This window comes from Lentzea sp. NPDC058436 (genome assembly GCF_042721515.1).
GTDB lineage: Bacteria > Actinomycetota > Actinomycetes > Mycobacteriales > Pseudonocardiaceae > Lentzea.
In genome coordinates this window covers 1808269-1833466 of the sequence record NZ_JBHXLF010000001.1, presented here as the reverse complement: position 1 = coordinate 1833466, position 25198 = coordinate 1808269, and the positions used below count along the sequence as shown (strand labels likewise).

Genomic DNA, 25198 nt, shown 5'->3' with positions numbered 1-25198 from the left:
GGTGATGGGGATTGTGCGGCGGTTGGCGTTGGCGGGGGTGCATGAGCTGGCGGATGAGGTGTTGAAGGACCTGGGTGTGCAGTTGTTCCAGATGGCGGCGTTGGGCGGCCGGGATTCGGTGTCGGGGGAGAGTTTGGGGGCGTCGGCGGTGGGTGGGGTGTTGGCGGGTGGTTTTGCCGGGGTGGCGGGGGTGGGGGTGGATCGGGTGGTGGGGTCGGTGTTGGCGAATGGGTGGGGTCGTTTGGTGTCGGGGGCGGTGACGGAGGCGTCGACCGAGGTTTTTGTGGGTGGGGCGATGCAGGGGATTTATGGGACGTCGGGGGAGAATTTCGGTTTGTCGGCGTTGTCGGGCGGCGTGACGGGTTTGGTGGGCGGGTTCTCGGGGTTGTCGACGACGGTCCCGGATATCGACGTTCCGGAGATGCCGGGCGACGGCTTCGAGATGGACGAGGTCCCGAATCCTTCGGCTGTTTCGGGGAATGGCGGTTTTTCGGGGAGTTCGGCCGGTGGTTACGTCGTCGACGCCCCGCACACGTCCGGAGCGGGCAGGCCGGATCACGTTGCCGGGTCACGGGTTCCGACGTCGCAGACCGCGCCTGGTGACGTGGCGCGGGGGATCGCCTCCGCCCCGGAGACGCCTGCCTCGTCAGGGCCAGGCGATGCGCGGCCAGAAGCTGTTGCCGTGTCAGGCGATCCGCACGTGGCCGGCGCCGTCGAGGCCAGCGGACTGGCCACATCTCCCGTTGCCGCAACGGTCATGTCCGCCGCCGACACCTCACCACTCACCGCGGGGACGGCCGAGGCTTCGTCCCCGGCAGAGAGTCTCGCCGCTCCCAGCACCGCGAACAGCTCGCCGGGACCTGTCGACGCGACCTCTGGCTCCGTGCCGGCCGGGATGGCTGCGTTTGCGGCGCCCAGCACCGCTGAGCCGACTCCCGCCATGGGAACTCCGGACTCGGCCCCGGCCGCTCCTGCCCCGGTTACGCCTGCTCCGGCCACCCCAGATCCGGCCACCCCAGCTCCAGCCGCCCTGGGCTCGGTGCCGAGCACCGTCGGCACGATGGCCGCAGACCTGGGCTCGTCCCCGCCCACCACAACCTCGGCCCCAGCTCCCGCTGATACCGCAGCCGCCACCGCGGCAGTCGCCAGCGCCACCCCTGCCGTCGACACTGCCACCCCTACCGCCACCGTTGGCACGGCCTCGCCCACCCCCACCCCCGGCGCCACCCCCACCGCCTCCAACGCCACCCCCACCGCCTCCAACGCCACCGCTGGCACCGCCACCGCTGGCACCGCCACCGCTGGCACCGCCACCGCTGGCACCGCCACCGCTGGCACCGCCACCGCTGGCACCGCCACGGTCGGCACGGCCTCGCCCACCTCCGCCACGGCCCCGATTCCCACACCGGTGACCCGGTCGTCCATCAGCGCCCCCTCGCCAGCGCCGGCATCGGTGCCGACCGACACCGATCCAGCGCCGCACGTGCTCGCCACCCCGGCCACCGGTCCCACGCCCGCCCTCTCCACACCACCGGAGGACACCGCCGTCGCGGCGGCCCCGCACGCTCCCTCCCACCGGGGCGTGCCTGCCGACCCAACGCCTGACCTCCGCGACCTCGACCTCGACGACCTGAGCGACAGCGGCGACACGGTCACCCTCGGGGACAGCCGGCCGGACGTGGAGGGAGTCGTGTTGCGCGGGCCTTCGCGGGACGCCATCGGGTTGTCGTTCCACGCGCCGCACACCGAACACGCCCTGCGGGCGGAGCGTCACGCGGGGCAGGAGCGGACCGGCGCGTGGTTGGTCGGCGTCGGGTTCAACGGCGTGCACTTCCTGGTGGAGAGCGCGTACGGCCCGCCCCGGTGGGTGTCGCCACGGCACTTCGCCCATCTGGTGATGCGGGCGCAGGAACTCCTGGTGCCGGGAGTGACGCCTGCCCGGTACCGGTTGCTGACGTCGGGCACGGTGCGGGGGCTCTCGGAGGCCGTCTCGGTGGTGCGCGAGACGTTCGCGCACCACTACGGCGACGTGGCCGCATTCGAGTGGCAGGGGGTCGACAGCAGGCCGGTTGCCGCGGAGCACCCCGTCGTCTCGGTGGCGCCACCGATCCTGCCGTTGTACCGCCGTGGGGCTTACCGGCCGGTCGGTGCGGTCGTGGTTGATGGGGACAGACCGCGCTCCCCGCGCGTCGCCGCGGTGGAGGAGCTCGGGCTGGAGAGCCGCCACGGGCGCATCGCCGACCGGTTTGGCCTCGGTTCCGTCGCGTTCACGCCGGAGGACAGCGGGCCGACCACCCACGTCGTCACGGCCAGGGGCGTGCAGCTGGCAGCCCCGCGCAGGACCGACCTGCCCGACGCGGAGATGGACGTTGCCGACTGGCTGATGGTCGACCACGAGCCGGACACCGTCCTGGCCGGTGCGACCCCGGCGGGCGGGTGGTGGGGCGGCGGCGATGCGGCTGAGGCCGTCACACACACCCCTCTGACCGACGCCGCGGGCAGGTCGGTCGGCGTCGTCTTCCACGCGCCCTCCGACACGGCGACGCCCGCGCTCGCGACCCGGTTCGTGCAGGGCGCCGGCGGTCTGCCGGGCAGGTCCGAGTCGCTTGCCACGACGGGAAGACCGGTTCCGGTGCTGCGAGGCGACCGCATGGTGCTCACCCGCACCGTCGTCCGGCGCGGCGGCCTGGCGCCGTGGCGCGGGGAGAGGCCGTTCTTCGTCTTCGCGCACGGCACTCCCGACGGCACGGGGTTCACGCTCGGGCTGGACGCGGCGAAGGCCGCGCGCAGGGTCGTCGGTGACGGGCTGCTGCCGCAGGACACGTCCGTGATCGCGTTGATCGCCTGTCAGGCGGGTGCTCGGGCGGACGGGCCGGCGCAGGACCTCGCCACGGCGCTCGCGAAGCTGCGCGGCGAGTCCGTGCGGGTGGTGGCGCCGACCACGCGCGTGGGTTCGGCGGGGGACGTCGTGGTCCTGCGGGACGGAGGGGAGTTCCGGTCGTTCGTGCCGCGCGAGGAGGACCGGCTCGACGAGGTCCGGCGGGACCGGCCCGAGATGCACGTCCGGCCCGATGCCGCCGGGCTGCGCGAGGCCGTGCTGGGGCTGCTCGGCGACCTGGCGGACGACCGGCGGGACCAGGTGGCCGCGGTCTTCTCGGACGAACAGGTGCGCCTGTGGTTCCCCAGCGCGCTCGACGGCGGCTATCCGCTGCAGCTCGGCACCAGGGTGGGGGACCCGGTGCCCGAGTTCGTCGTGACCGTCGTGGGGATCGAGCAGACCACCGGCACGCTCGAAGGCCACGACACCGAGGAGGAGGCCGACGAGTCGGCGCACAAGGCGTTGCGGGAGCAGTCGGCGCTCTTCGTCGCCGCCAACAAGTCCCGCACCGCCGAGACGACGGCGGAGACCACCCGCGCCGCCCCCAGCGCGCTCACGCGTGCCCTCTACCTCCCGCTTCCCCATTCCGCCCTGGAGATCAAGGCGGGCAACGTCCTCAACACCAGGAACCAGAAGTCGTCCTTCGCCCGCAAGCTCTCGGCCACCGGGAAGCTGGTCGAGACGGCGTCGGTGATCGACCCCGTTCCGTACCGGGTCCGGGTGCGCGTCGAGGCCCGCTGGCCGTCGGACGGTGCCCGGCCGTCGTTCGCCGAGGCCTCGATGACCACCGGGTTCAACTGGCCCGCCGAAGGAACGGAGGTGGCCACCCCCAGGACCGACCCGGTGCGGGACAACGTGGAGCACGCCGACCTGACGGGCCTGCAGGACCTGTTCGAGCGCACCTCGGAACGGGTGGGCGGGTTCCGTGCGAACGACCCGGAGGTCCGCCGGTTCCGCACGTGGCTGGACGGGCTGCACAACGACGTCGGGCACCTCTTCAAGGGCCGGGACGCACGGATGCGGTTCGACTTCCACGGCCACCGCGGCACCGCCGTCGTGATCCGGCTCGCCGGCTCCAGAACCCTGCTGAGGGCCAGGCAGGTGGCGGGCAAGGTCGACCACTCCGAGTGGCGCAGCCAGGAGTTCAAGGACGAACGGGGCGTGAAGCGCAAGCGGGGCGGCCAGGTCGCGCTCTACGGCAACCCCTCACCCGTGCCGCTGCTGGACAACGGCCTGTGGGTGCGCACGTCGGCGGGCCAGACGCGCGAGTCGGGAGACACGTCGTTGTCGACCTACGAGCACGAGCGCACCGTGACCAACTCGTACGAAGGTGACCTGGAACGGCAGCGGTTCGCCGTGACGTACGTCCTCGGGGTGTTCGACCGGGACGGCAGGCGCCTCGACGAGGCCGCGCTCGTGAAGGCGGAGGCCGCGGTCTGGATGAGGATCCCGCCCGCGCCGCCGCAGACCGACGACCACCCCGTCGAGCAGGACGAGATGGAGGTGCTCGCGGAACACGCGATGGTGCTGTCGGAGACGGGGGAGTGGCCCCTGAGCGACACCGCGGGCGTGCGGGCGGCTCCGGAACCCGGCCCCGTCGTGGAGGCCGAGCCCGGCGCCACCGAGGCGAACGAGGTCAGGAACCGGGTCACCGCCGCCTACGTGATGAACCGCGACCAGGTCGACGCCGTCGTGCAGCCGATCGTGCACCGCCTGCACACCGAGGGGGTCGTCCGGCGGAAGGACGTCGCGCAGGTGCTCGCTGACCTGCGGCTGTTCGTCGAGAGCAACGCCCGGCAGCTGGCCGCCACGACCGACGGCGTCCGCTACCCGCTCAGCGCGGTGCGGCGCGGTTACCCCGACGTCTTCATCAGCGCGGCGATGACCCCGGCGCAGCGGCCGTACCTCGGCAAGGTCGAGGGGGAGCAGGTCAGCGTCAAGACCACCGTCGGCTACGAGCAGGTCGAGACCAGGACGCGCGCGGTGGAGACCGAGGTCGACGCGTCGGTGACGGTGCGCGCGGTCTCCGACCGCGTAACGGAGGTCGCGGCGGCCACCGTCAGCTACAGCACGAAGCGGGAGCGCACCGAGGGCACCGCGGAGAAGAGCACGATCGAGCAGTCCTCGAAGGCGGACGTGCACCGCTGGCTGTACGACCTCGACCTGTCGGTGTCGTTCGGCGGCAGGTGGGGCGAGCGCGCCCCGGTGCTCACCTGGCCGGGCGGCGACGACCTGCACACCCAGGTGGAGGTGCGGGCCCCGCGGCTGTCCACCGCCGAGCGGAGTCCCCTTCCCACCGGGCCCGCCGACCACTCGTGGAGGGACGTGGTCCGTGACGACCTCGACAGCGTCGCCACCGACACCTCCGAGTACTTCGAACGGCAGGGCGTGCTGCCGATGGACTACGACATCGCCGTGCTGCGGCCGATCCCGCGGCTGCTGACGACCCTCAGCGCGATGCTCACCGGACCGGAGGTGAACCGCGTCCTGAACGGCGTGCTCTCGCCACTGGTCGGCACCAAGCGCCGCAACTTCGACGAGCACGTGTCCCAGCGCTGGGTCGGCAGCTCCGACCGTGCCCGGCCCACCGTGGACGAGCACGACGGCACGCTCGCGGAACTGGAGGCGTTCGCCGACGTCACCGCCCGGATCGGGAGGTTCCACCAGGCCGCGGTGTGGCGGGACACCATCAGGCCGAGCCGTCCCGGCACCGGGGGACTGGTCGGCTGGCGGGAGCTCACCGGCCGGGCCGATCTCGTCACGTTCCTGGGTGACCCCCGCGTGCTCGCGGTGGAGGAGCACGAGTTCAAGTTCCAGAGCACCACCAGCGTCAGCGACAAGAGCAAGGACCAGCGGACCTCGGCGCTGTCGTTCAGCGGAAGGCTGGCCGCGATCAGCCCGTGGGGCGCCGCGCGGGGCTATCCGGGGATGGAGGTCCTCGACCGGTACTCCCGGGGCACCGAGAGGTCCAGCACCAGGACCGGGCGGGACGGGCGCACGCGGGCCAGGACGGACCGCGGCTACCTCGTCTCCTACACCGCCGTGCACGAGTTGCGGGCCGGCGCGCGCAACGACTGGTGGGACGCGCTCGGCTTCCAGCACAAGGGCTCCGGCCCCAGGGACGTCCTCACGGCGGCCAAGAACGTGATCGTCCACGACGCCGTGCGGGTGTGGGTGCCGGCCAGCGAGATCCACCTCGTCGGCGAGCTCGATCAGGAGAGCCTGGCACGGCTCGTGGAGGAGGACGCCGCACGGGTGCGGGCGGAGACGCAGCGGGAGGCGGCCGGGCAGAACGCGGCCGCGGCGCCGGCGGCACAGGAGGCTTCCCCCGGCGCGGCGACACCGGACAGCGCGACACCGGAGACCGTGGCGCCACCACCCCTGACCGGCCGCGGCATCGGGTACGTCCAGCTGCACCACCACGGCAAGGAGGCCGAGTTCATCGAACGGGTCGGGGCGCTGCTCACGACGCACGCCGCCCAGTTCCCGAGCGTGCAGCGCACGGTGAAGGAGGTGCAGCTCAGGCTGTCGAGGCTCGGGGTGAACCAGCAGCTGGACGCGATGCTGAACGGCGGGCTGAGCATCTTCGTCCCGATGGACGTCGCCATCGGCAAGATCGAGCACCACGTCCACATCAGGGGTGTGCTCCGCAACGGTCGCCACGACGGCCGGCTGGCCGGCGAGGAGGTCACGAACACCCAGCGGGACAGGACGAAGGACCGGTCCGGCAAGAACTCCCACCACACCGACCAGGTCAACGTGACCGGCACGTCGGTGCGCAGCCCGCTCGGCGAGGGGGTGCTGCTCGCGACGGGAGGCCGGTTCGGCGTCAGCCGGGACGCCGCGGAGACGTCGGAGCACACCGTTGACCAGGTCTCCGATCTGAAGAGGAAGAACAAGGGAGACGCCCGCCGCTTCCTGCACGACCTGGACGTCAAGGTCACCGTGCGCACCTACGCCCGGCGATCGCCGTTGGGCACCGTGGTGTCGCCTCTGGTGTCGGACACGAGCAAGTACCGCAACAACGTGGTCGACGACGGGTTCGCGGTCGAGGACGCCGTGAGGTCGGTGGTGCCGGAGTCGGACCTGACCGAACGGGCACCGATCGAGGTCGTGCGCGGTTCGTGGCGCGCGCAGCGGGAGTGGGCGGGCAGGCCCCTGTCGGTGCGCCCGGACGCGAGGATGCTGATGTCGTGGCACTCGGCGAGGGAGTTGCGCGCCGCGGTGCGGCAGGCGCTCGGCCTGGACCGGGACGGGATGGAGGTGTCCTCGGTGAGCGTCCTGCGCCCGCAGGCGATGCACGGGCTCGAGGTGGGGCTGAGCTTCCAGAGCCTGCACCGCCACCTGCCGGAGTTGCTGTCGGAGAACGGGTACCGGATCACGGCGCATGGCCGCGGTCCGCTGAAGGCGCTGATCGTTCACCTCGACCTGGGCGAACGCGCCCTGGAGTCCGTGCACACCGGCGAGGTCGAACGGCAGGAGCGGGAGACGCTGACGCACACCCGCGGCACCGACTACGTGTACGACCTGCAGGTGGGCACCTCGCTGGCGCTGCACCCACCCCTCGGCGGCGAGGCGAGCAAGGGCAGGGTCGACCTGATGTCGACGGGTCTGCCGCTCACGTCGATGTCGAACAAGCAGGAGAACGTGGCGGTCACCGTGCTGCCGCGGATCGCTCCGAAGAAGAACAAGGCCACGACGACCGAGCACTACGGGGTGCGCGCCGCGCCGCGCTGGGTGGTCACGCCCGAGTACCGGGACGGCAGGACCGCCTCGCCGGTCCCGTCCGAGGTCGACGAGCCGATGCGGTTGTGGGTGGACGCCGTCGCTCTGGCCGAGCTGGGTCTGACCGCGCCCGTCGTGAAGGGTTCCGGCGAGGAGCGCGGTTCGGCCCTGCCCGCCAGGGCCGGTGAGCCCCGCGCGATCCCGGACGGGCCGAGGTTCCGGACGGTCGACGGCTTGACGGCCGCCGTCGAGAAGCGGCTCAACGGTCCCTCGACGACCCTGTTGTCGGTGGCAGAAGGCACCGGCAACCGCGCTCTGCTGGCCGACCTGCTCGCAGGTGGCGTGGACGCGGCACGCGCGGCGCGGTTGCAGCGGGTGCCCGAACGGGTCGAGCTGGCCCATCCCACCGGTGTCCACGTCGCCGAGCTGAGCTTCCACCGCCCGGTGCTGGGCGGGCCGTCGCAGGCCGTGCTGGAGATCCGGCGCGCGGGCGAGGTGGTCGCCCGCGCCGAGGCGGACGTGGACGTCGACCCGACCGCGGACTCACCCGGCGACCGGCGAGAGGCACCGGACGCCGGTGGTGACCTGCCCGTCGAGCTGGAGACGGACGCGATCAGGGCGGCACGGCAGGAGGTGGAGCGGCGGCAGGGCGAGTGGGACGCCGCGAGGGACGACGCCGATGCGTCGGCGCGGTACTGGGAGGCCAAGTTCGCGCAGGACGAGCTGCTCGCGCAGGCTTGGCGGCGGGGACTGCCGGGAGTCGAGCCGCCCTCCTACTTCACCGGTCGCGGCGTGCTGGGTGAGGGCCGGGTCGAGGAGGTCATGGGCGTGGCTCCCCGAGGAGACGCCGAGAACCTCGACGCGATCATCGCGCTCACCACGCGTGACCTGCCGGGGGATCTCCGGCTGCCCGTGGTGGCGGCGACCCGCGCGCTCGTCGCCGAACGGGGCGCCGCACGGGCGCTGGAGAGGGTGCTGGGCGGCGACGGGGTGGTCGTCGGTGAGGGTGCCGAGGCGGTGTGGGTCGACCTGGAGCTCGTGCCCGGCAGCCAGCCGACCGTGCCGGACCTGGCGGTGCGGCATAGCGCCGGCGCGGACGTCGTCACCCCGCCGATGGGGTACCGGGTCGCGTCCCGGCGTGAAGCGGCCACCGCCACGTTCGACGTCGACATCGCCGTGCGGGCGACCGTGACGCCGTTGAACGGCCGCGCGGAGCCCGTCTCCCACCGCAGCGTGGTGCCGGGCGCGCTCCGGGTTCGCTTCCCGACCGGCACCACCGGGGAACCCGGCCTGCCGCGACCGGTCACCCGTCCGGACGCGGTCGTGGGAACGGACCTGACCGTCGTCGCCACGGACCTCGCGGTGACGGGCCGGAAGGTCGTCATGGCCGCGCTCGACGAGCTCACGCCCGGCCTCGCGACCAGGACGGGGAGTGGTGACGAAGGGCGGACCGGCGGGCGGATCACGCGTGCCTACCGCAGGTTCACCGGCTTCCTCTCCGGTCTGGAGACTCTGCCCGGTGCCTACCGGCGGCGCGTCGACCGCATCGTCGCCAAGGTCCGCGGCGGGGGCCGTCACACCGGCCTGGCCCACCTGCGCGCGCAGGCGGCGGACCTGCTGGCGGAGGAGGCGTTCCGCACCGGGGGAACCGACCTGTTCGCGCACGGCCTCACCTCGCAGGAGGTGCGCCTGCCCGCGCCCGTCGCGGGGACCGGCCACAGCGCCCGGATCGTCGTCGGCAGGCCGGAAGTGCGTTTCGTGCAACGGCTCGGCGAGACCACCGACACGTCCGTGCTGTTCCGGCTGCGGGTCCGCAGCAGCTTCGAGGTGCGGAGCACGGCGTTCCGCGAGGGCACGCGCGGCGACACCGTGAGAGGTGACGTCTACGTGCGGGTGCCCTCGGACCAGGCCGACCGGTTCGAGGAGCAGCTCGGCGCCCGCGCACCGGACTTCGAGCGCGTCGGCGACCGCGTGCGCACCCCGTTCGGGCTGCTTGGGATCGGCGCGACCGCCACCGACCTGCGGCAGGCGCTCACCACCGCGTTGCGCGCCGACGCCCCGGCCGCTCTGACCGCCGGTGACCAGGCCGCGCTAGACGGCACCCCGGCCGAGATGGCCAGCGCGTTCGGCGTGCGGGTGGTGGTGCTCGACGACCAGGCGCCGGGGCCGGTGCCGGGCAGGGCCGACCTGCCGTGGCGGCGGGGAGGGCTCGTGCCGTCCGAGCACGACGGACGGCAGGAGGGCACCGGACCGACGGTCGTGGTGCTGCACGAGGGCGAGGGCCGCTACCGGGCCGCTACGCGCGAGGGGGTGGCGGGCGGTGGGGTGAGGCGGGTGCGCTTCGCCGTGCCACCGCGCAGGCCGCGCGAAGGGGCTGTGTGACGGCGGGGCCGCGCGGTGCGGTTGGTGTGAACGCGCGGCCCACGCGGTGTGGCGGGTGCGACCGCGCGGCTTGCGCGACGCGGCTGTGCGACTGCGCGGCCTTCTGACCGCACGGCCTTCTGACCGCCGGGCGTGTGCCTCCCCCGGAAGGCCTGCTCGACCGTCCGCACCCCAAGCGCGCGGAACGTTCCCGGTCCTTCGACGCACACGACCGGGACAACCGGGCAGAAGCCAGGCAGGCCCTTCACACCGACAACCCGGCCGGTCTAGCTTGGGCTGGTGACGCGATTCCCCGAGAAGGTTCGGACCAATCGCCCTCCGGGGGCGCCGGCGTCGTCCAGGCGCGCGTCCGGACCGTCGCGCTGTCATCGTTGTCGGAGAACGGATGGGCCCGTCCCGTCACGTGACGTCGTGAGGTCGAACCGGAGGCTCAGTGAACGAGACCGTTGACATCACCGGCGACGACTCCTTCACCCACCTGATGCTCGCGGACCAGCTCGACACCGTCGTCGACCACCTCGCCGACCAGGTGCGCCTGCAGCCCACCGAGCACGCCCGCGACAGTCTGGTGTCGTACCTCTACGCGCACAGCCAGGCGGCCAGGGCGCTGCGGGAGATGGTGGCGGGGGAGCGGGGCGACTCGGAGGAGCACATGCGCGAGGCCGCGTTGCTGCTGGAGCGCGTGAACGCGGCCGACTTCGTCATCGTCTGAGCGGGCGGCCCCGGCCGTCAGATGGCTCCGGTGCGCAGCGCGTGGGCGACGGCGTGGGACCGGTTGCGCAGGTTCAGCCGCAGCGTCAGCGCGTGGACGATGTACTTGACCGTCCGCTCGGAGAACATCAGCCGTTCGGCGACCGCCGCGGTGTCGAGCCCGTCGGCGATGAGGCGCAGCACGTCCTTCTCCCTCTCCGAGAACGCCGAGGGCCTGGTGCGGTGCGCAGGAAGGACCGTCTTCGCCACGGGCTCCTCGACGGCCGCCGTGATCGGCGCGGAGGCGTCCATCCGGTCGACCTCGCGCACCGCGGCCAGCAGTCGCACCTCGTCCGCGTCCTCGCGTGCGAGGACCGCGCCCACCGCGAGGTCCGCGAGCGCCGCCGCGTTCGGTTCGTGACCCGTCGGTTTGACCAGGACGACCGGGCCGGTCACCTGCCTGGTGGCGCGGCGCAGTGAGGCCGTCGCGGCGCGTTCGGTCTCCTCCAGCACGAGCACGGTGACCGCGGCCTGACCGACCATCGCGCCGGTCACCAGCTCGACCCCCGGTGTCGACCGCAGCTGCCTGCTCACCCCGGCGTGCGTGAGCGGGTCAGCCGCGTACACCGCGACCTTGATCTTGTTCATGGCGACCTCCTCGGGCTCTGGGCGTCGAGGTCGAGGATCCACTCCGAGACTCCACGTTTTATTCACGTCCCCCGTCTCAACTGGGGCACCTGCGCTCTTGCGGGCAACGTCGGAGGTAAACGCGGTACGAGATCACCCTCGGCCGCTCGCCGTCGGGAGGGGGAGGCCACTACCCACGATCCAGGGCGTCACGGCGGGTTCGCCGTCGCCTGTTCCCCTGATGAACCCGACCACCGAGGAGTGGTGATGGCAGAGACCTCCGTATCGATTCCCGGAATGCTCCAGGCGTTCCAGGACGTCGAGACCGCGAAGCGGAGCCTCGACGGTCAGCGTCAGCAGTTCGAGGTGGCCCAGTCGCAGCTGCGCGCCGGCCTCACCGGCGAGGCGGCCACGATCTTCGACGGCGCGCTCGGCCGGTGGAACCAGAACTACCAGTCGGTGCTGAGCGCGCTCACCGCCCTGCAGAACGACCTGAACACGAGCATCGAGAACTACCAGCGCTCGAACAACATGAACATCGACACGGCCCAGGCCGCGCTCAGCCAGGTGGGCCAGGCCCCCGCCGGTCTTCCCGGACTCTGACCCGCTTCCGCACCCACCCGGCACAACCACCAGGAGCAGCACCGATGGCCACCTACGAGTACACCGGCCCGATGGTCAACAACGTCCTATCGCAGCTCGGCGACATCAACACCCAGATCCGCAACATCCTCAACGGGGTGGAGCAGGAGGTGGGCGCGAGCCTGCGCGAGTGGACCAGCGACGCGCGCACCGCGTACGAGGGCCGCCGGAGCGAGTGGAACGCGGCCGCCGCGCAGATGCCGGTGTCGCTGCAGGCGGCGGGCACCGCGCTCGGCGACATCCAGAACACCATCAGGCGGGCCGAGTCCGAGGGCCAGGCGATCTTCGGCCGCTGACTCACCGAGGCGTGGAGGTACGTCATGGTTTTCATGACAGGCGGCGGGCGCACCCAGGCGCGTCCGATCGAGCAGTTCGACGAGGGCAGCGTGCAGGTGCCCGGCCCGGTCGACGACCCCATCGGCTACACCGTGACCGCGCCCGGCGCGTGGACCGGCACGGCCGAAGGCGGCAACGGTGAGGTGGTCGTCAGCACCGAGGCCATCAGGTACGTCGCCGGAGTGATCGACAGCTACCGGCCGGTCCTCACCGACCTGCTCGACCAGCTCTCCCAGGTGGACATCGCGCCAGGCGCGTTCCACCACGCCGTCGAGATGAGGAGCAGGGTCGTCGGCGCCGAGGGCAACGGCGGTCTGAAGGACGACCTGTCGACGACGTTGGCCAACATCATCGAAGGTGTGGCCGACGTCAGCGGTGCCCTGCAGCAGATCGCGGCGGGCTACGACAACGCGGACACCCGCAACGTCACGACGGCGGCGGACGTGCAACGACTGATGGGTGAGGCGTTGACGGACGTCGGTGCGAACGCGGCCGCGGCCGCGCCACAGCAGATGGCCGCCGAGCCCGGGGCACAGCTCCCCGCCGCGCCGGCCGGTCCTGGCGGCGTCTCGACGGGGTCGACCGGCAGCACGACCTGACCCGGTTGCTCAGCCTGCACGGTGACCGGTCCCGGCGTCGTCGGCGTGGTGTGGTCGCACCGCGACTCCGGGACCGGTTCATGTCGACGCGGTACACACGGGGTGGTGGCGAATGCCGGAAGAACCCGATTACGGGTCCGAGTTCACCGAGGGGCCGGGCGGTGGCACCTACGGTGTCCCGAACAACCAGAGCAGTGTCGCGGACTACCAGACCTGGGACTGGCGGCAGATCATGGCCGCCATCACCGGCGGTGCGGCGCACACCGGTGCCGGCGACGCTGTGGCGTCGGCGGTCAGCAACCCCGAGACGTTGCGCCAGGCGGCCAACACGTTCTACCGGATCCAGGTGACGCTGAGCAGCCTCGCGGACGTGATGGTCCAGCAGGCCGAGGCCGTGGCCGGCCGGGCCGACTCGGCGTGGCAGGGACCCGCCGCCGCGTCCTTCCTGCTGGCGATGCGCCAGTTCGCCGCGAGCGTGCGGGCGAACGCCGAGCAGCTCTCCGGCGGTGACGCGGGCCTGCACGCGGTGCCGGACCAGTTGCTCGCCAACGCCAACAACCTCGCGCGCGCGATCGCCACGGTGAACGCCATCGACAACTGGTACGCCAACCAGGCCATGACCAGCGGCCAGCTGACCAGCCGCGGTCTCGGCGCCATGGACAACGGCCTCATCCCGGTCTCGATGGTCCCCGGACTTGCCGAGATGATCGGCAACGACATGCGGCGGGTGCTGCTGGACCTCGCCGAGCGCTACTCGATCACGATCAGCGCGGTGCGGCCGCCCCAGCCCATCGCGCCGCCACTGGCGGGGGGTGCCGCCGGACTCGGCATCGACCCCGCGACCGGGCTGCCGACGCTCGATCCCGCGGGGCTGGGAGCGGATGGGCCGTCACCATTCGGTGCGGAGGGGCTGGGCGCGGCCGACCCCGGCCTCGGGGCGGGTGACGTGACCCCGTTCAGCGGAGAGGGTCTGGGCGGCGAGATACCTGGTGTGGACGGGCTCGGTGACCCCGGCGCCGCCGGTCTCGGCGAGGTGGCGCCCTTCCCCGGACTCGAGTCGGACGGTGCTGTGGGCGCAGCGGAGGCCGGAGCTCCGGCGCCGATCTCCGAGTTCCCGGGACTCGGGGAGCTCGGCCTGGGAGATCCCGGCGCCGGTGCGTCCGGCTTCGACGCCGGGACGGGGTCGGCAGGGGACACCGGACTCGGCGCCACCGGCCTGGGCGCGATCGCACCCTTCCCCGGCCTCGGATCGGCCGCCGGTACCGGTGCGGGAGGCAGCGGAGCCTCCCGGTTCGCCGGTGGGCCGGTGGGCAGCGTGAACCCCGAGCTCGACCGCCTGCTCAACCCCGGCGTCCAACCCTTCGAACCCGGACAGTTCGACGAGCCGGAGCTCGGCGGGATCGGCTCGGGCGGCATCGGCGAGATCCAGCCGTTCCCGTCGGAGGGGCTCGACACCGGTGGTGTCGGTGAGGTGCGGCCGTTCCCGTCCGCGGGCTTCGACGCCGGTGGCGTCGGAGGTGTGGGCGGCGTCGGCGACGTGCAGCCGTTCCAGTCCAGCGGGATCGGCTCCACCGAGAGCGCCGGGCAGATTGGGGTCGACCCTGCGGCGAACGTCCAGGTGCCGACGGCCAGTGACGCTGGTGTGGTCACCGGCACCGACGCCGGCCAGTCCGCCGCGGCCGCGCAGGGCATGGGCGGCATGGGCGGTATGCCGATGATGCCGCCGATGATGGGCGGGATGGGGCAGCAGCCCGGCCAGACGGGCAACGAGAGGTCGGACGCCTCCGGACTCATCGCCGCGGACGACGCGCCGTGGGTCGAGGTGGGAAGCGAGTCCGCCACCTCCGCAGGAGAGATCCTGTCCGGCGAGCACCTGGTGGGCGCCTCCGCGGGCACCGGGGCGCTGTCCGGGCTCGAAGCCGAGTCCCGGTTCGGCGAGTCCGCAGCGGAGGTGGTCGAGCCGATGGTGCCCGAGGTCGCCGGTGTCACGACCGGCGGACCCGCTGACGACTCCGGCGACAACGTCGCGGCACTCTTCTCCTCGGCCGGACCGGAGTGGGAGGAGCAGACCGCCGCCCAGGAGGAACAGGTGGCCGGGCAGGTTGCGGCGGCGACGGCCGGTGCGGCGCTCGGTGCCGCCGGGCTCACGGCCGCCGCGGGTCTCGGGATCGTTGGCGCCGCGAAACGGCGGGACCGCTCCGGCGAGGACGTCAAGTCCGAAGTGGACTCCCAGGAGGAAGGTCCCGAGTGGACCGACTCCACCTCGGCGGCGGTGCCCTCCGGGCCTGAGGTGACGCGCACGTCCGTCGACGTGGATCCGTGGGACACCGATGCGGCCCCCGCCGGTGCGCGGTGGTCGCTCGACCGTTTCGACAACACGGGAGACGACGAGGAGAGGCCCGCGGGCAGGTCCGGTGCGGGCGAACCGGCGCGAGCGACCTGGAAGCCGGAGAGGAAGCAGCCCGTGCTGCTGGACCCGAGCACCATGCCGCGTTCCGGCGACTGGGACGGGGTCATGCCGGAGCAGCCCGAAGAAGACGACGAGGAGAAGCCGGACACCCCGCCCGCCGGCGGTGCGCCCACCCGGTTCGCCCTGCTGCTCAACGAGGAGAACGGCAGCTGGCAGGGCAGGGAGAGGGCGGCTCCGGGCGTCCTGGAGTGAGGCCGGCGCCTCCGGATGATCATCCGGAGGCAACCTCGCCGCACTTTGGGGCAAGCCGGGGACGTGGTGGGCGAGGGAGCGGCCGTGACGCTCCTAACCTCGACGTACCGGAAGCCTGAACACGGGTTTCCTCTTGCAGCAGGAGTTTCGGCCGGGCCGCCAGGCGTCCGGCCCGTAGCCGGGAGCCAGCCGATGAACACAGTCGTGGTGCGACGGCCGCCGCGTGCTGAGGGCCCGGCGATGCCGGAAGGCCAGGTGGAGCTGCAGGAGCCGCCGGTGCTCGGCGAGGAGCCCGAGCCGGAGATGAGCTCGATGCTCACCTACCTGCCGATGGGGCTCGGCGCCGCCGCGATGGTGCTCATGGTCTCGATGGTGGGCTCCGGCGGGCTTCCGCCGTTCATGCTCCTCATGGGCGGCATGATGGCGATCGGCATGGTGACCATGGCCGTCGGCCAGCTCACCCGCACCGCCGGTGAGCGCAAGCGGAAGATGCGTGCCGAACGCCGCGACTACCTGCGGTACCTGGCCCAGCTGCGCAAGCAGGCCCGGCGTGCGGCGCGTGAGCAGCAGGCGGCGACGTTGTGGGACAACCCGGCGCCGGAGCGGTTGTGGACGGTCGCCGGCGGGCCCCGGCTGTGGGAGCGCAGGCCGGGTCACCCCGACTTCGGGCGGGTGCGCATCGGCATCGGCACGCAGCTCGCGGCGCTGGAGTTCGTCGCGCCGCAGACGAAACCGGTCGAGGACCTCGAACCGCTGGCCGCGATCTCGTTGCGGCGCTTCACCCGCGCCTACCGCACCGTGCCGGACCTGCCCATCTCGGTGGGGCTGCGCAGCTTCACCAGCATCGAGTTCGAGGGCGACGGCGGCGAGGCGTGCGCGTTGATCCGGGCGATGCTCGCGCAGCTCGTCACGTTCCACTCGCCGGACGAGCTGCGCGTCGCCGTCCTGGCCGACGAGCACCGGCGTGGCGAGTGGGACTGGATCAAGTGGCTGCCGCACTGCGCGCACCCGTCCGAGCACGACCCGGCCGGTCCGATGCGGTTGTTCGCGGGCGACCACGACGCGTTGTTCGACCTGCTGGGCGGTGAGTTCGGCGAACGGGGCGACCACGAGAAGGGCGCGCAGGCCGGTGTCGGTGAGCCGTTCGTCGTGGTGGTCGCGCACGGCGCCCGTGTGCCGGAGGAGTCGAGGCTGCTCGGCGCGGGGCTGCGCAACGTCGTGCTGCTCGACGCCACGGGTGCGTTGCCCGGCGGGCCGAAGGTGTTGCGGCTCAAGGTGAACGACGGTCAGGTCGAGTTCGCCGCCGGTGACGAGACCGCGTCGGTGACCGCGGACGCGCTCGGACTGCCCGGGGTGGCCGCGCTGGGCCGCGTGCTCGCGCCGATGCGCACCGGCGGCACGGTCGACCTCACCGAGGAGGCGCTGGAGGCGGACTTCGACCTCGTCCGGTTGCTGGGGCTTCGGGACGCGCACACGTTCGACGTCGCCGCGACGTGGCGGACGCGGATGCCGTTGCGCAGCAGGCTCCAGGTGCCTATCGGCGTCACCGAGGCGGGCGAGGTCGTCGAGCTCGACCTCAAGGAGTCGGCACAGGGCGGCATGGGACCGCACGGGTTGATCATCGGCGCCACCGGGTCGGGCAAGAGCGAGCTGCTGCGCACCCTCGTGCTCGGTCTCGCCGCCACGCATTCCTCGCAGGTGCTCAACTTCGTGCTGACGGACTTCAAGGGCGGCGCGACGTTCCTCGGCCTGGACGCCCTGCCGCACACGTCCGCGGTGATCACGAACCTGGCGGACGAGCTGCCTCTGGTCGACCGCATGCAGGACTCGATCAGCGGCGAGATGGTGCGGCGCCAGGAACTGCTGCGCGCGAGCGGCTACTCGTCGTTGCTGGAGTACGAGAAGGCGCGTGCGGCCGGACAACCGCTGGCGCCGCTGCCGACCCTGCTGGTCATCGTGGACGAGTTCAGCGAGCTGCTCACCAGCAAGCCCGACTTCATCGAGCTGTTCATCATGATCGGGCGCCTCGGCCGGTCGCTCGGCGTGCACCTGCTGCTCGCCTCGCAGCGCCTCGACGAGGGTCGCATCCACCGGCTGGAGAGCCACCTCTCGTACCGGATCGCGTTGCGCACGTTCTCCTCGATGGAGTCGCGCAGCGTCATCGGCGTGTCGAAGGCCTACGAGCTGCCTTCCGCGCCGGGCAACGGTTATCTCAAGATCGACAACAGCACGCTGGTGCGGTTCAAGGCCGCCTACGTGTCCGGGGTGTGCCCGCCGTCGTCGGAGGGACTGGTCGCCGAGGCCGAGGACAGGGCCGCGCGGGACGTGGTGCGGTTCGAGGTGCATCCCCGGCCGATGACCCAGCGGCTCGTGGTGGACGAGCCGGAGCCGGACGAGGCGGCCGACCGGACGGCGGAGGACGAGGCGAACCTGCCGACGCTGATCGAGGTGCTGGTGTCGCGCCTGGCCGGCGCGGGGTCGGCGGCCCGCCAGGTGTGGCTGCCGCCGCTGACCGACTCCCCGAGCCTCGACTCGCTGTTCACCGGTGTCGAACCCGACCTGCGCCGCGGCCTGATGGCCTCCGCCTATCCCGGCACCGGACGCCTGCGGGTGCCGCTGGGCATGGTCGACCTGCCGCACGAGCAGATGCGCGAACTGCTGGTGGTCGACCTCTCCGGAGCCGACGGGCACGTCGGTGTCGCGGGCGGACCGCAGACCGGCAAGTCCACGCTCCTGCGCTCACTGGTGCTCTCGCTCGCGCTCACCCACACCCCGCGCGAGGTCCAGTTCTACGCACTGGACTTCGGCGGGGGCGGACTCGCGGCACTCGCGTCCCTGCCGCACGTCGGCTCGGTCGCCTCCCGGCTGGACCGCGACCGCGTGCTGCGCACGGTCGAGGAGTTGGCGCAGCTCTCCGAACGCCGCGAGGTCGCGTTCGCCAAGGCGGGCGTCGACTCCATGGCCGCCTACCGGCAGGCGCGTGCCCGTGGCGAGATCGACGACCCGTACGGCGACGTCTTCCTCGTCGTCGACGGCGCCTTCACGTTGCGCCAGGACTTCACCGACCTCGACCAGCGCATCCAGGAGATCGCCTCCCGCGGCCTGAACTACGGCATCCACCTGATCGTCTCGGCCGTGCGCTGGTCGGAGATCAGGCCCTCGCTGCGCGACCTGCTCGGCACCAAGCTGGAGCTGCGCCTCGGCGACGCGCTGGAGTCCGAACACGGCTCCCGCAAGAACGCCACCATCCCGCAGCAGCCGGGCCGCGGTCTCACCGGGCGGGCCGCCCACTTCCTCGCCGCGCTGCCCAGGCTGGACGGCCTGCGCGGCGTCGACGACCTGACCACCGCCACCAAGGCCGCGGTCGAGGAGATCGCCGACTTCTGGCCCGGTGACTCCGCACCACCGGTGCGGCTGCTGCCCGACGTGCTGCCCGCCGCGCGACTGCCGGTGAGCCAGGGCGAGCAGCTCTGCCTCGGCTGGGACGAGAACCGGCTCGGCCCGGTCTGGCACGACTTCGGCGTCAGTCCGCACCTGATGGTGTTCGGCGACACCGAGACCGGGAAGACGAACCTGCTGCGCCTGGTGATCAAGCACGTCACCGGCCGGTACGGGCCCGACGAGGCGAAGCTGCTGCTCGGCGACTCCGAGCGGGAGCTGTACGAGATGGTCCCCGAGGAGTACCGCATCGGGTACGCCATCTCCACCGAGGCGCTCACCGAGCTGTGCGGCAGCGCGGCGGTGTCCATGCAGAAGCGCGTGCCGGGTCCCGAGATCGCGCCGGAGAGGCTCAAGGCGCGCGACTGGTGGACCGGCCCGAAGCTGTTCGTCCTCGTCGACGACTACGACCTCCTGGCACCGGGCGGTGTGCAGTCACCGCTCGACGCGCTCGTGCCGCTCCTGGCGCGTGGCGTGAACATCTCGCTGCACGTGGTGCTGGCGCGCAGCACGTCCGGTGCGATGCGGGCGGCGATGGACCCGGTGATCCGGCGGATGTGGGAGCTGGGCACCCCGGGGCTCGTGCTGTCGTACCCGAAGGAAGAGGGCAAGTTCCTCGGCGAGGCGCAGCCGCGCAGGCTGCCACCTGGCAGGGCACAGCTGGTGACCCGGCGGGGCGTGCGCCTGGTGCAGACGGGGCAGGTGTCGTTGTGACGCCCCGGCCGTTCGCGCAGTCCACCGTCCTGACCGACTCGGAGGAACACCCGTGTCCGTGACCACACCGGTTCCCGCGGGCCGCACCGACATGTGCCGCGTCACCGTGACCAGCCCGTTCGGTTCGGCCGATCTCGCCGTCCCGGTGAGCGCGCCGCTCGCCGGGCTGCTGCCCGTGCTGGTGCGCCACACGGTGCCCGAGGCCGAGCACGCCGCGGGCTGGGTGCTGCAGCGCCTCGGATCCGCGCCGCTCGACCTCGAGTGCACAGTGGACTCGGCCGACCTGCGCGACGGCGAGGAGCTGTACCTGCGGCCGGACCACGACGCGTTGCCGGAGCTCGCGTACGACGACCTGCCCGACGGCGTCGCCGAGTCGGTGAACACCCGGCGGGAGATGTGGAAGCCGCGGTACACCCAGATAGCGTTCCGGTCGGCGGCGCTGCTCGCAGCCGCGACGCTGGCCGTGGTGCTCGTTGGCGCGGGGACGGTGGTCCCCGCGCTGGCGATGGTCGCGCTGGCCCTGGGCGGTGCGGTCGTTGCGGTGACGAAGCTGCGCGAACCCGTGGTGGCGAGCCTGCTCGCCGGGGTCGCGGTGTTGTTCGCCGCGGCGGCGGGCGTCATCCGCGGCCAGGAGACCTCGTCCCGGTTCCTGCTGGCGATGCTCGGAGTGGTGCTCGCGAGCGCCGCCGGTGCCGCGATCCTGTACACGGTCCGCAGGGCCGTGTCGTTCTTCGGCGGCGTGCTGCTCACCGCCGCCTGGCTGGGACTGCTCGTCCTTCTCGTGGTCACGGCGGGGCTCACCCCGCTCACCGCCGCGGCCACCGTCGTGACCGCCGCGTTCGCGGTCCTGGTCGGCTGTGCCCGGTTCGCGTTGCGGATGGCGCGGATCAACGGGCCGCAGCTGCCGCGCACGGCCGAGGAGCTGCAGGAGGACATCGACCCGGAGCCCGCCGCCGGCGTGTTCGCCCGTGCCAGGTGGGCCGCCGGACACGTGACGATGTTCGTGGTGCCCGCGTCGCTCGCGATCGTGGCCGGCACCGGGGTCGTGCTCACCGCGCCGGGCTGGGCGCCCGCCGTGTTCACGGGCGTCGTCGGGTTCGCCGTTCTGTTGCGGGCACGGGGTTTCGTGCCCGCCGCGCAACGCGGCCCGGTGCTGCTCGCGGGGGCGTTGGTGGTGTTCGCGTTGTTCGCCGACCTGGTGACGAGTTCGGGACCGGTGACGTCGGCGGTGCTCATGGGCGTCGGCGCGCTGGTGGTCGGCGCGTTGCTGGCGGCCTCGGTGCGGCTGATGGCGCGCAGGCCGGTGCCCATGTGGCGCAGGGTGGGCGACGTCCTGGAGATGGTCACCGCCGTGGCCGTGCTGCCGCTGCTCGGCCAGTTGTTCGACCTGTACTCGTTCTTCCGCGGCCTGGGCGGGTGATCCGTCGTGCAGTCGGCGAAGGACCAGGTCCAGGCGCACCAGTTCACCGAACGGAGGCTGGCGGCGGCGCTCGTGCTCGGCGACGCCTCCGGAGCGGTGGCCCCCGCGCGCCGCGCGACCGTCGGGCTCGTCTCCGGACTGGTCGTCGCGGTGCTCGCGGCCGGGGTCTTCTTCGTCCTCGGCCTGCTGTCACCCGGATCCAGCACGGCGTGGAGGCAGCAGGGCGCGATCGTCGTGGAGAAGGAGACCGGTACCCGGTACGTGCTCGTGAAGGACGTGCTGAGGCCCGTGCGGAACCTGTCCTCCGCCGCACTCGTGACCGGTGGGATGAAGATCGTCACGGTCTCGCGGAAGTCGCTCGCCGGTGTGCCGCACGGTGCTCCGGTCGGGTTGCCGGACGCGCCCGACGTGGTGCCGGAGGCGTCCGCGCTGCACTCAGGACCGGTGGCTCTGTGCACGCCCACGAGAGCCGGTCAGGACGTGGCGACGACGCTCGTGCTCGACCCGGCCGTGAGCGTGTCCGCGCTGCCGGCCGGGGTCGTCGCGACGGTCACCGCTCCGGACGGCGCCCGGCACCTGGTGGTCGACGGGAAGCGGCACGAGGTCACCGACCGGGTGGCCAGCGCCGCGTTCGGACTGGACGCGCTGCCCGCCGTCGCCGTGACGAAGGCCTGGCTCGACACCGTGCCGAAGGGTGAGCCGATCGCCCCGTACGCGCCGGAGAACGCGGGCTCCCAGGGCCGCAGGGTCGCCGGCGCCACCGGTCAGGTCGGCGCGCTGTTCCGGGTCGGTGAGCAGCACTACGTGATGCTCACCGACGGCCTGGCCGCGCTGTCCACGACGGACTTCACGCTGGCGTCGGCGCGAGGGGCGGCGGTGAAGGAGGTGTCGGCCGCGGACGTCGCCGGTACCGACAGGTCCGCCACCTCTCTGGTCGGGCGGCTGCCCGACCTGGTGCGGGCGACGCACCTGCGGTCGGACGGGTCGGGGTTGTGCGTGTCCTCGGCCACCGACGGTTCGGCCGCGGCCCCCGTGATCGGCCTGGTGGACGCCGGCGCCCTGCGGCCGGGCAAGCCCGGGACGTTCGCGGTCAACGTGCCACCGGGCGGCGGGGTGGTCGCGGTGTCGGGCGCCGTGCCGGTGAAGGACCGCGACAAGTGGCGGGTTCTGGTCACGGAAACCGGTGTGCGGCACCTGATGCCGACCGAGAGGGACGTGTCGTCGCTCGGCTACCGCTCGGTGGTCCCGATGGTCGTGCCGGACGCGGTGATGAACACGATGCCGCCCGGTGCCGTGTTGACGGCGGCATCTGTGTCCATTTAGGACATGAACGGAGGAGGACGGCGATGGCAAGGGAGATGGGGCGTGCGCTCGGCGCCGCTCCGGAGGAGCAGGTCGAGTGCAAGCCGGTCGGCCGGGCGATGGTGGTGCACCGGCGCGGGCGGATGAGCCCCGCGGCCCAGTCCCTCGCCTGGTCGATCGCGGAGGACCCGGACAACGACGTCGTCGTGCTGGACATCCCGCACAACTGCCCGGTGTGGATGTGGGAGGCGGTCGCCAAGTCGTTGCCCAAACGGCGGCGGGGACTGCGGCTCGTGGTGGGGGAGCGGTCGCACGAGATGACCGCGATGACCGGCCAGTGGCTCTCGGAACGACTGCGGCGCACGGTGTTCGCCCCGGACGGCATGGTGGTGCGCGGCGCGGCGGGCACCCTGTTCGTCCACTCAGGACGCGAGTCGGGCTGGGTGCGGTTCACCCCCGGCAAACCGCCGCGCTGGGAGTCGAAGCGTTTTCCGCGCCCCCGCTGGGAGACGGCGGCGGTCGACCACCCGTGGCCGACCAGCTCCGGTGGTGTCGCGGAACCCGTTCCCGGTGGGGTGTGGCTGCGATCGGTGCACACCGCGCCGAGGATGCAGGACCACCGCAGGACGCTCGCGCAGTCGATGCTGGTGCGCCGCGACCGCATGTCGGTGGTGCTCGGCTGTCCCGGCGGTGTGCCGTTGTCGCTGGACGACATCGCGCGGCTGTGGGTCAACGTGCCCCCGGAGGCGCGCTGGGACATCAGGTTCGTGCGCTTCGGGCCGGTGGACCTGCCGGACGGCGTGAGCCTCGGCCAGGCGATCGCGGACCTCGTCGACCAGCCGGTGGTCGTGTCGCAGGGCATGCCGGTGGAGGGAGTCGACGGCTCGGTCGTGCGCATCGTCCACCCCAGCGGCGCGCTGGGCTGGATGCCGTTCGTGCGGGAGCTGGGGTTCAACCCGCGCAGGATGACCGGCGGTGTCGCGTCGCTGCCGACCGTGCTCGACCACCGCACGCCGCTGGAAGGCCTGCCGGAGATCGCGCCCGGTGTCTTCCAGTACACGCCGGACGCGGTGCTGGAGGTCGTGCAGGGCGGACTGTGGATGCGGTCGCCGGACGGCGCCGTCTCGCCGGACACCGTGCGCGGCACACCGTTGGACCCGAGCCACTTCTGGTTCGTCTACGACTGCCAGAACGAGGCCGTCAGCGCGCGGATGCGGACGCTGGCGCAGGACGTGATGGCGCGGTTGAGCGCGGACGTGCAGCCGGTCTGCCGGTTGCTGCCGACGACGAGCCTGGAGCTGGGGGCGGTGCGGCGGACCGCCGAGCGGCTGGGGTCTGCCGGGGGAGCGGAGTTCAACGGTCCACTGCGCCACGGCTCGTACGCCGACGTTCCGGCGCCGGTGGACCTGGTGTGGGCGGAGGAGTCTGCTGTACCGGAGCCCGACGCGGCCGAGGTCGTGACGGCGTCGGCCGGTGGTGAGGGCGAGTTCGGTGGTGAGGGCGAGTCGGAGGACGGCGCCGCGACCGGGGATGCTGCCACGACCGGGAATGCTGCTGCAGCTGGGGACGTTGCTGCGGCTCAGGATGCTGCTGTGGTGCGGGAAGTCCAGCCGCCGGAGCAGTCCGCCACCGCGGCGGCGGAGGGCAGTCCGGCAGCGGAGACCAGTGCGGCGGCGGAGGTCAGTGCGACGGTGGAGGGCCGTGCTGCGGCGGGCAGTGCGACTGAAGGCATCGCGGATCGGTTGGTAGGGCAGGAGTCCGCACCGGTCCCGCCCTCCCCGCCGCACCCCGCCCCTCTTCCCCAGCCACCACCCCTCGCCGCGGCGGCCGGCACCGTCCGGCTGGAGAGTTCGCTCGACTACGACGACGTCCTGCGGGAGCTCGGACTGGGCGACGACGCCGTCGAGGAGCCCGAGCCCGGCGACGAGCCGCCCGCGGTCGAGCCCGAGGTCGTGGAACGGCGTCCGGCCGAGGTCCGGGCGCAGCCGGAGCCCAAGGCCGAAGCTGCCGCGCTGCTGCCGGCGGTCGGCATCGAGAAGGAACGTGCGTGGCTGCGGCGGACGCTGAGCAGGCAGTTCGACCACCTGTCGACGTCGGCGGCCCGGTTGCTGTCCGAGCAGCCCGGCCTGCGCGCGCACGGCCAGGACCAGGACGTGGTCACCGATCTGGTGGCGTTGCGGCTCTACCTCTCCGAGGAGGGTGAGGCGCTCGACGAGGCCCTGCACACCGCGACGGTCGGGCCGCACGTGCCGTTCGCGCGGTGCGTGGTGGCCGGGTTGCGGCGGATGGGCACGCACCGCGGGCGCGTGAGTCTGCGCGCGCAGGTCGAGCCCGAGCACCTCGACTGGTACCGGGACACCCCGTCGTTCAGCGACTGGGGTTTCGTCAACGCGGTGCCCTGGGGTGCCGGCGACTGGCCGGGCAACTGCGACATCGAGATCTGGTCGCTCAGCGGGCGGCGCACGACCGGGCTGGAACCGCCCGGTTCCGGGCTCGCCGAACGCGTGGTGTTCCTGCCGGGGACCAGGTTCTCGTTGCTGGACCTCGTGCGCGACGACGAGGGCGCGCATCGGATCGTGCTGCGCGAGTGCAGTGCCGCCGAGACCGGGGGCGGTGACCTGGCGGCTGAGGCGTCCCAGCGGTACGAGCAGCTCGCCAGGGCCGGCCTCGACCGCGCCGCCACCGCCACAGCGGGACCCACTCCGTCCGCGTCGGCGCTGGCCCGGTTGTCGGCGTTGCCGGGACTGGTGGTGGCGCGATGACCCGGACCCGTGCGACGCCTG

At 72.7% G+C, this 25198-nt stretch carries 11 protein-coding genes; 10 read left to right on the top strand and 1 reads right to left on the bottom strand.

The window, feature by feature from the left end; all coding sequences use genetic code 11:
- Positions 1 to 1453 precede the first annotated feature (1453 nt).
- A complete protein-coding gene (locus ACFWN2_RS07520; protein WP_382425558.1) occupies positions 1454 to 9985 on the top strand; it encodes a hypothetical protein in 8532 nt (2843 codons plus the stop codon).
- A 433-nt stretch (positions 9986 to 10418) separates the two neighbouring features.
- Positions 10419 to 10697: a hypothetical protein gene (locus tag ACFWN2_RS07515; protein WP_382425557.1), complete on the top strand. Its 279-nt coding sequence runs from the start codon at positions 10419 to 10421 to the stop codon at positions 10695 to 10697.
- 17 nt (positions 10698 to 10714) lie between these two features.
- Here ACFWN2_RS07515 and ACFWN2_RS07510 read toward each other — a convergent pair whose 3' ends face one another.
- The gene (locus ACFWN2_RS07510) at positions 10715 to 11323 is read right to left on the bottom strand and encodes a LuxR C-terminal-related transcriptional regulator (RefSeq protein ID WP_382425556.1); all 609 of its coding nucleotides are present in this window, start codon (positions 11321 to 11323) and stop codon (positions 10715 to 10717) included.
- A 246-nt stretch (positions 11324 to 11569) separates the two neighbouring features.
- Here ACFWN2_RS07510 and ACFWN2_RS07505 point away from each other — a divergent pair, with 246 nt between their 5' ends.
- The 8 genes from ACFWN2_RS07505 (at position 11570) to ACFWN2_RS07470 (ending at position 25177) form a co-directional block, all read left to right on the top strand.
- Positions 11570 to 11905: a WXG100 family type VII secretion target gene (locus tag ACFWN2_RS07505; protein ID WP_382425554.1), complete on the top strand. Its 336-nt coding sequence runs from the start codon at positions 11570 to 11572 to the stop codon at positions 11903 to 11905.
- 44 nt (positions 11906 to 11949) lie between these two features.
- The gene (locus ACFWN2_RS07500) at positions 11950 to 12240 is read left to right on the top strand and encodes a WXG100 family type VII secretion target (RefSeq protein WP_382425553.1); all 291 of its coding nucleotides are present in this window, start codon (positions 11950 to 11952) and stop codon (positions 12238 to 12240) included.
- 24 nt (positions 12241 to 12264) lie between these two features.
- Positions 12265 to 12879: a hypothetical protein gene (locus ACFWN2_RS07495; RefSeq protein ID WP_382425551.1), complete on the top strand. Its 615-nt coding sequence runs from the start codon at positions 12265 to 12267 to the stop codon at positions 12877 to 12879.
- 112 nt (positions 12880 to 12991) lie between these two features.
- Positions 12992 to 15541 (top strand): WXG100 family type VII secretion target, encoded by a 2550-nt coding sequence (locus ACFWN2_RS07490; protein ID WP_382425550.1) that lies wholly within the window; start codon positions 12992 to 12994, stop codon positions 15539 to 15541.
- Between the two features lie 192 nt (positions 15542 to 15733).
- Positions 15734 to 19693, top strand: coding sequence for a type VII secretion protein EccCa (gene eccCa / locus ACFWN2_RS07485; RefSeq protein WP_382425549.1), 3960 nt, complete (start codon positions 15734 to 15736; stop codon positions 19691 to 19693).
- 52 nt (positions 19694 to 19745) lie between these two features.
- Complete coding sequence (eccD, locus tag ACFWN2_RS07480) at positions 19746 to 21113, top strand: type VII secretion integral membrane protein EccD (RefSeq protein ID WP_382425548.1); 1368 nt, start codon at positions 19746 to 19748, stop codon at positions 21111 to 21113.
- A 6-nt stretch (positions 21114 to 21119) separates the two neighbouring features.
- Positions 21120 to 22436, top strand: coding sequence for a type VII secretion protein EccB (gene eccB / locus ACFWN2_RS07475; RefSeq protein ID WP_382425546.1), 1317 nt, complete (start codon positions 21120 to 21122; stop codon positions 22434 to 22436).
- Positions 22437 to 22459: 23 nt separating this feature from the next.
- Positions 22460 to 25177 (top strand): hypothetical protein, encoded by a 2718-nt coding sequence (locus ACFWN2_RS07470; RefSeq protein ID WP_382425545.1) that lies wholly within the window; start codon positions 22460 to 22462, stop codon positions 25175 to 25177.
- Positions 25178 to 25198 lie beyond the last annotated feature (21 nt).

Bases quoted from the DNA above. Each gene is read 5' to 3' on its own strand.
- ACFWN2_RS07510 (WP_382425556.1), bottom strand. From the start codon at position 11,323: ATGAACAAGATCAAGGTCGCGGTGTACGCGGCTGACCCGCTCACGCAC.
- ACFWN2_RS07505 (WP_382425554.1), top strand. From the start codon at position 11,570: ATGGCAGAGACCTCCGTATCGATTCCCGGAATGCTCCAGGCGTTCCAG.
- ACFWN2_RS07500 (WP_382425553.1), top strand. From the start codon at position 11,950: ATGGCCACCTACGAGTACACCGGCCCGATGGTCAACAACGTCCTATCG.
- ACFWN2_RS07495 (WP_382425551.1), top strand. From the start codon at position 12,265: ATGGTTTTCATGACAGGCGGCGGGCGCACCCAGGCGCGTCCGATCGAG.
- ACFWN2_RS07490 (WP_382425550.1), top strand. From the start codon at position 12,992: ATGCCGGAAGAACCCGATTACGGGTCCGAGTTCACCGAGGGGCCGGGC.
- eccCa (WP_382425549.1), top strand. From the start codon at position 15,734: ATGAACACAGTCGTGGTGCGACGGCCGCCGCGTGCTGAGGGCCCGGCG.
- ACFWN2_RS07470 (WP_382425545.1), top strand. From the start codon at position 22,460: ATGGCAAGGGAGATGGGGCGTGCGCTCGGCGCCGCTCCGGAGGAGCAG.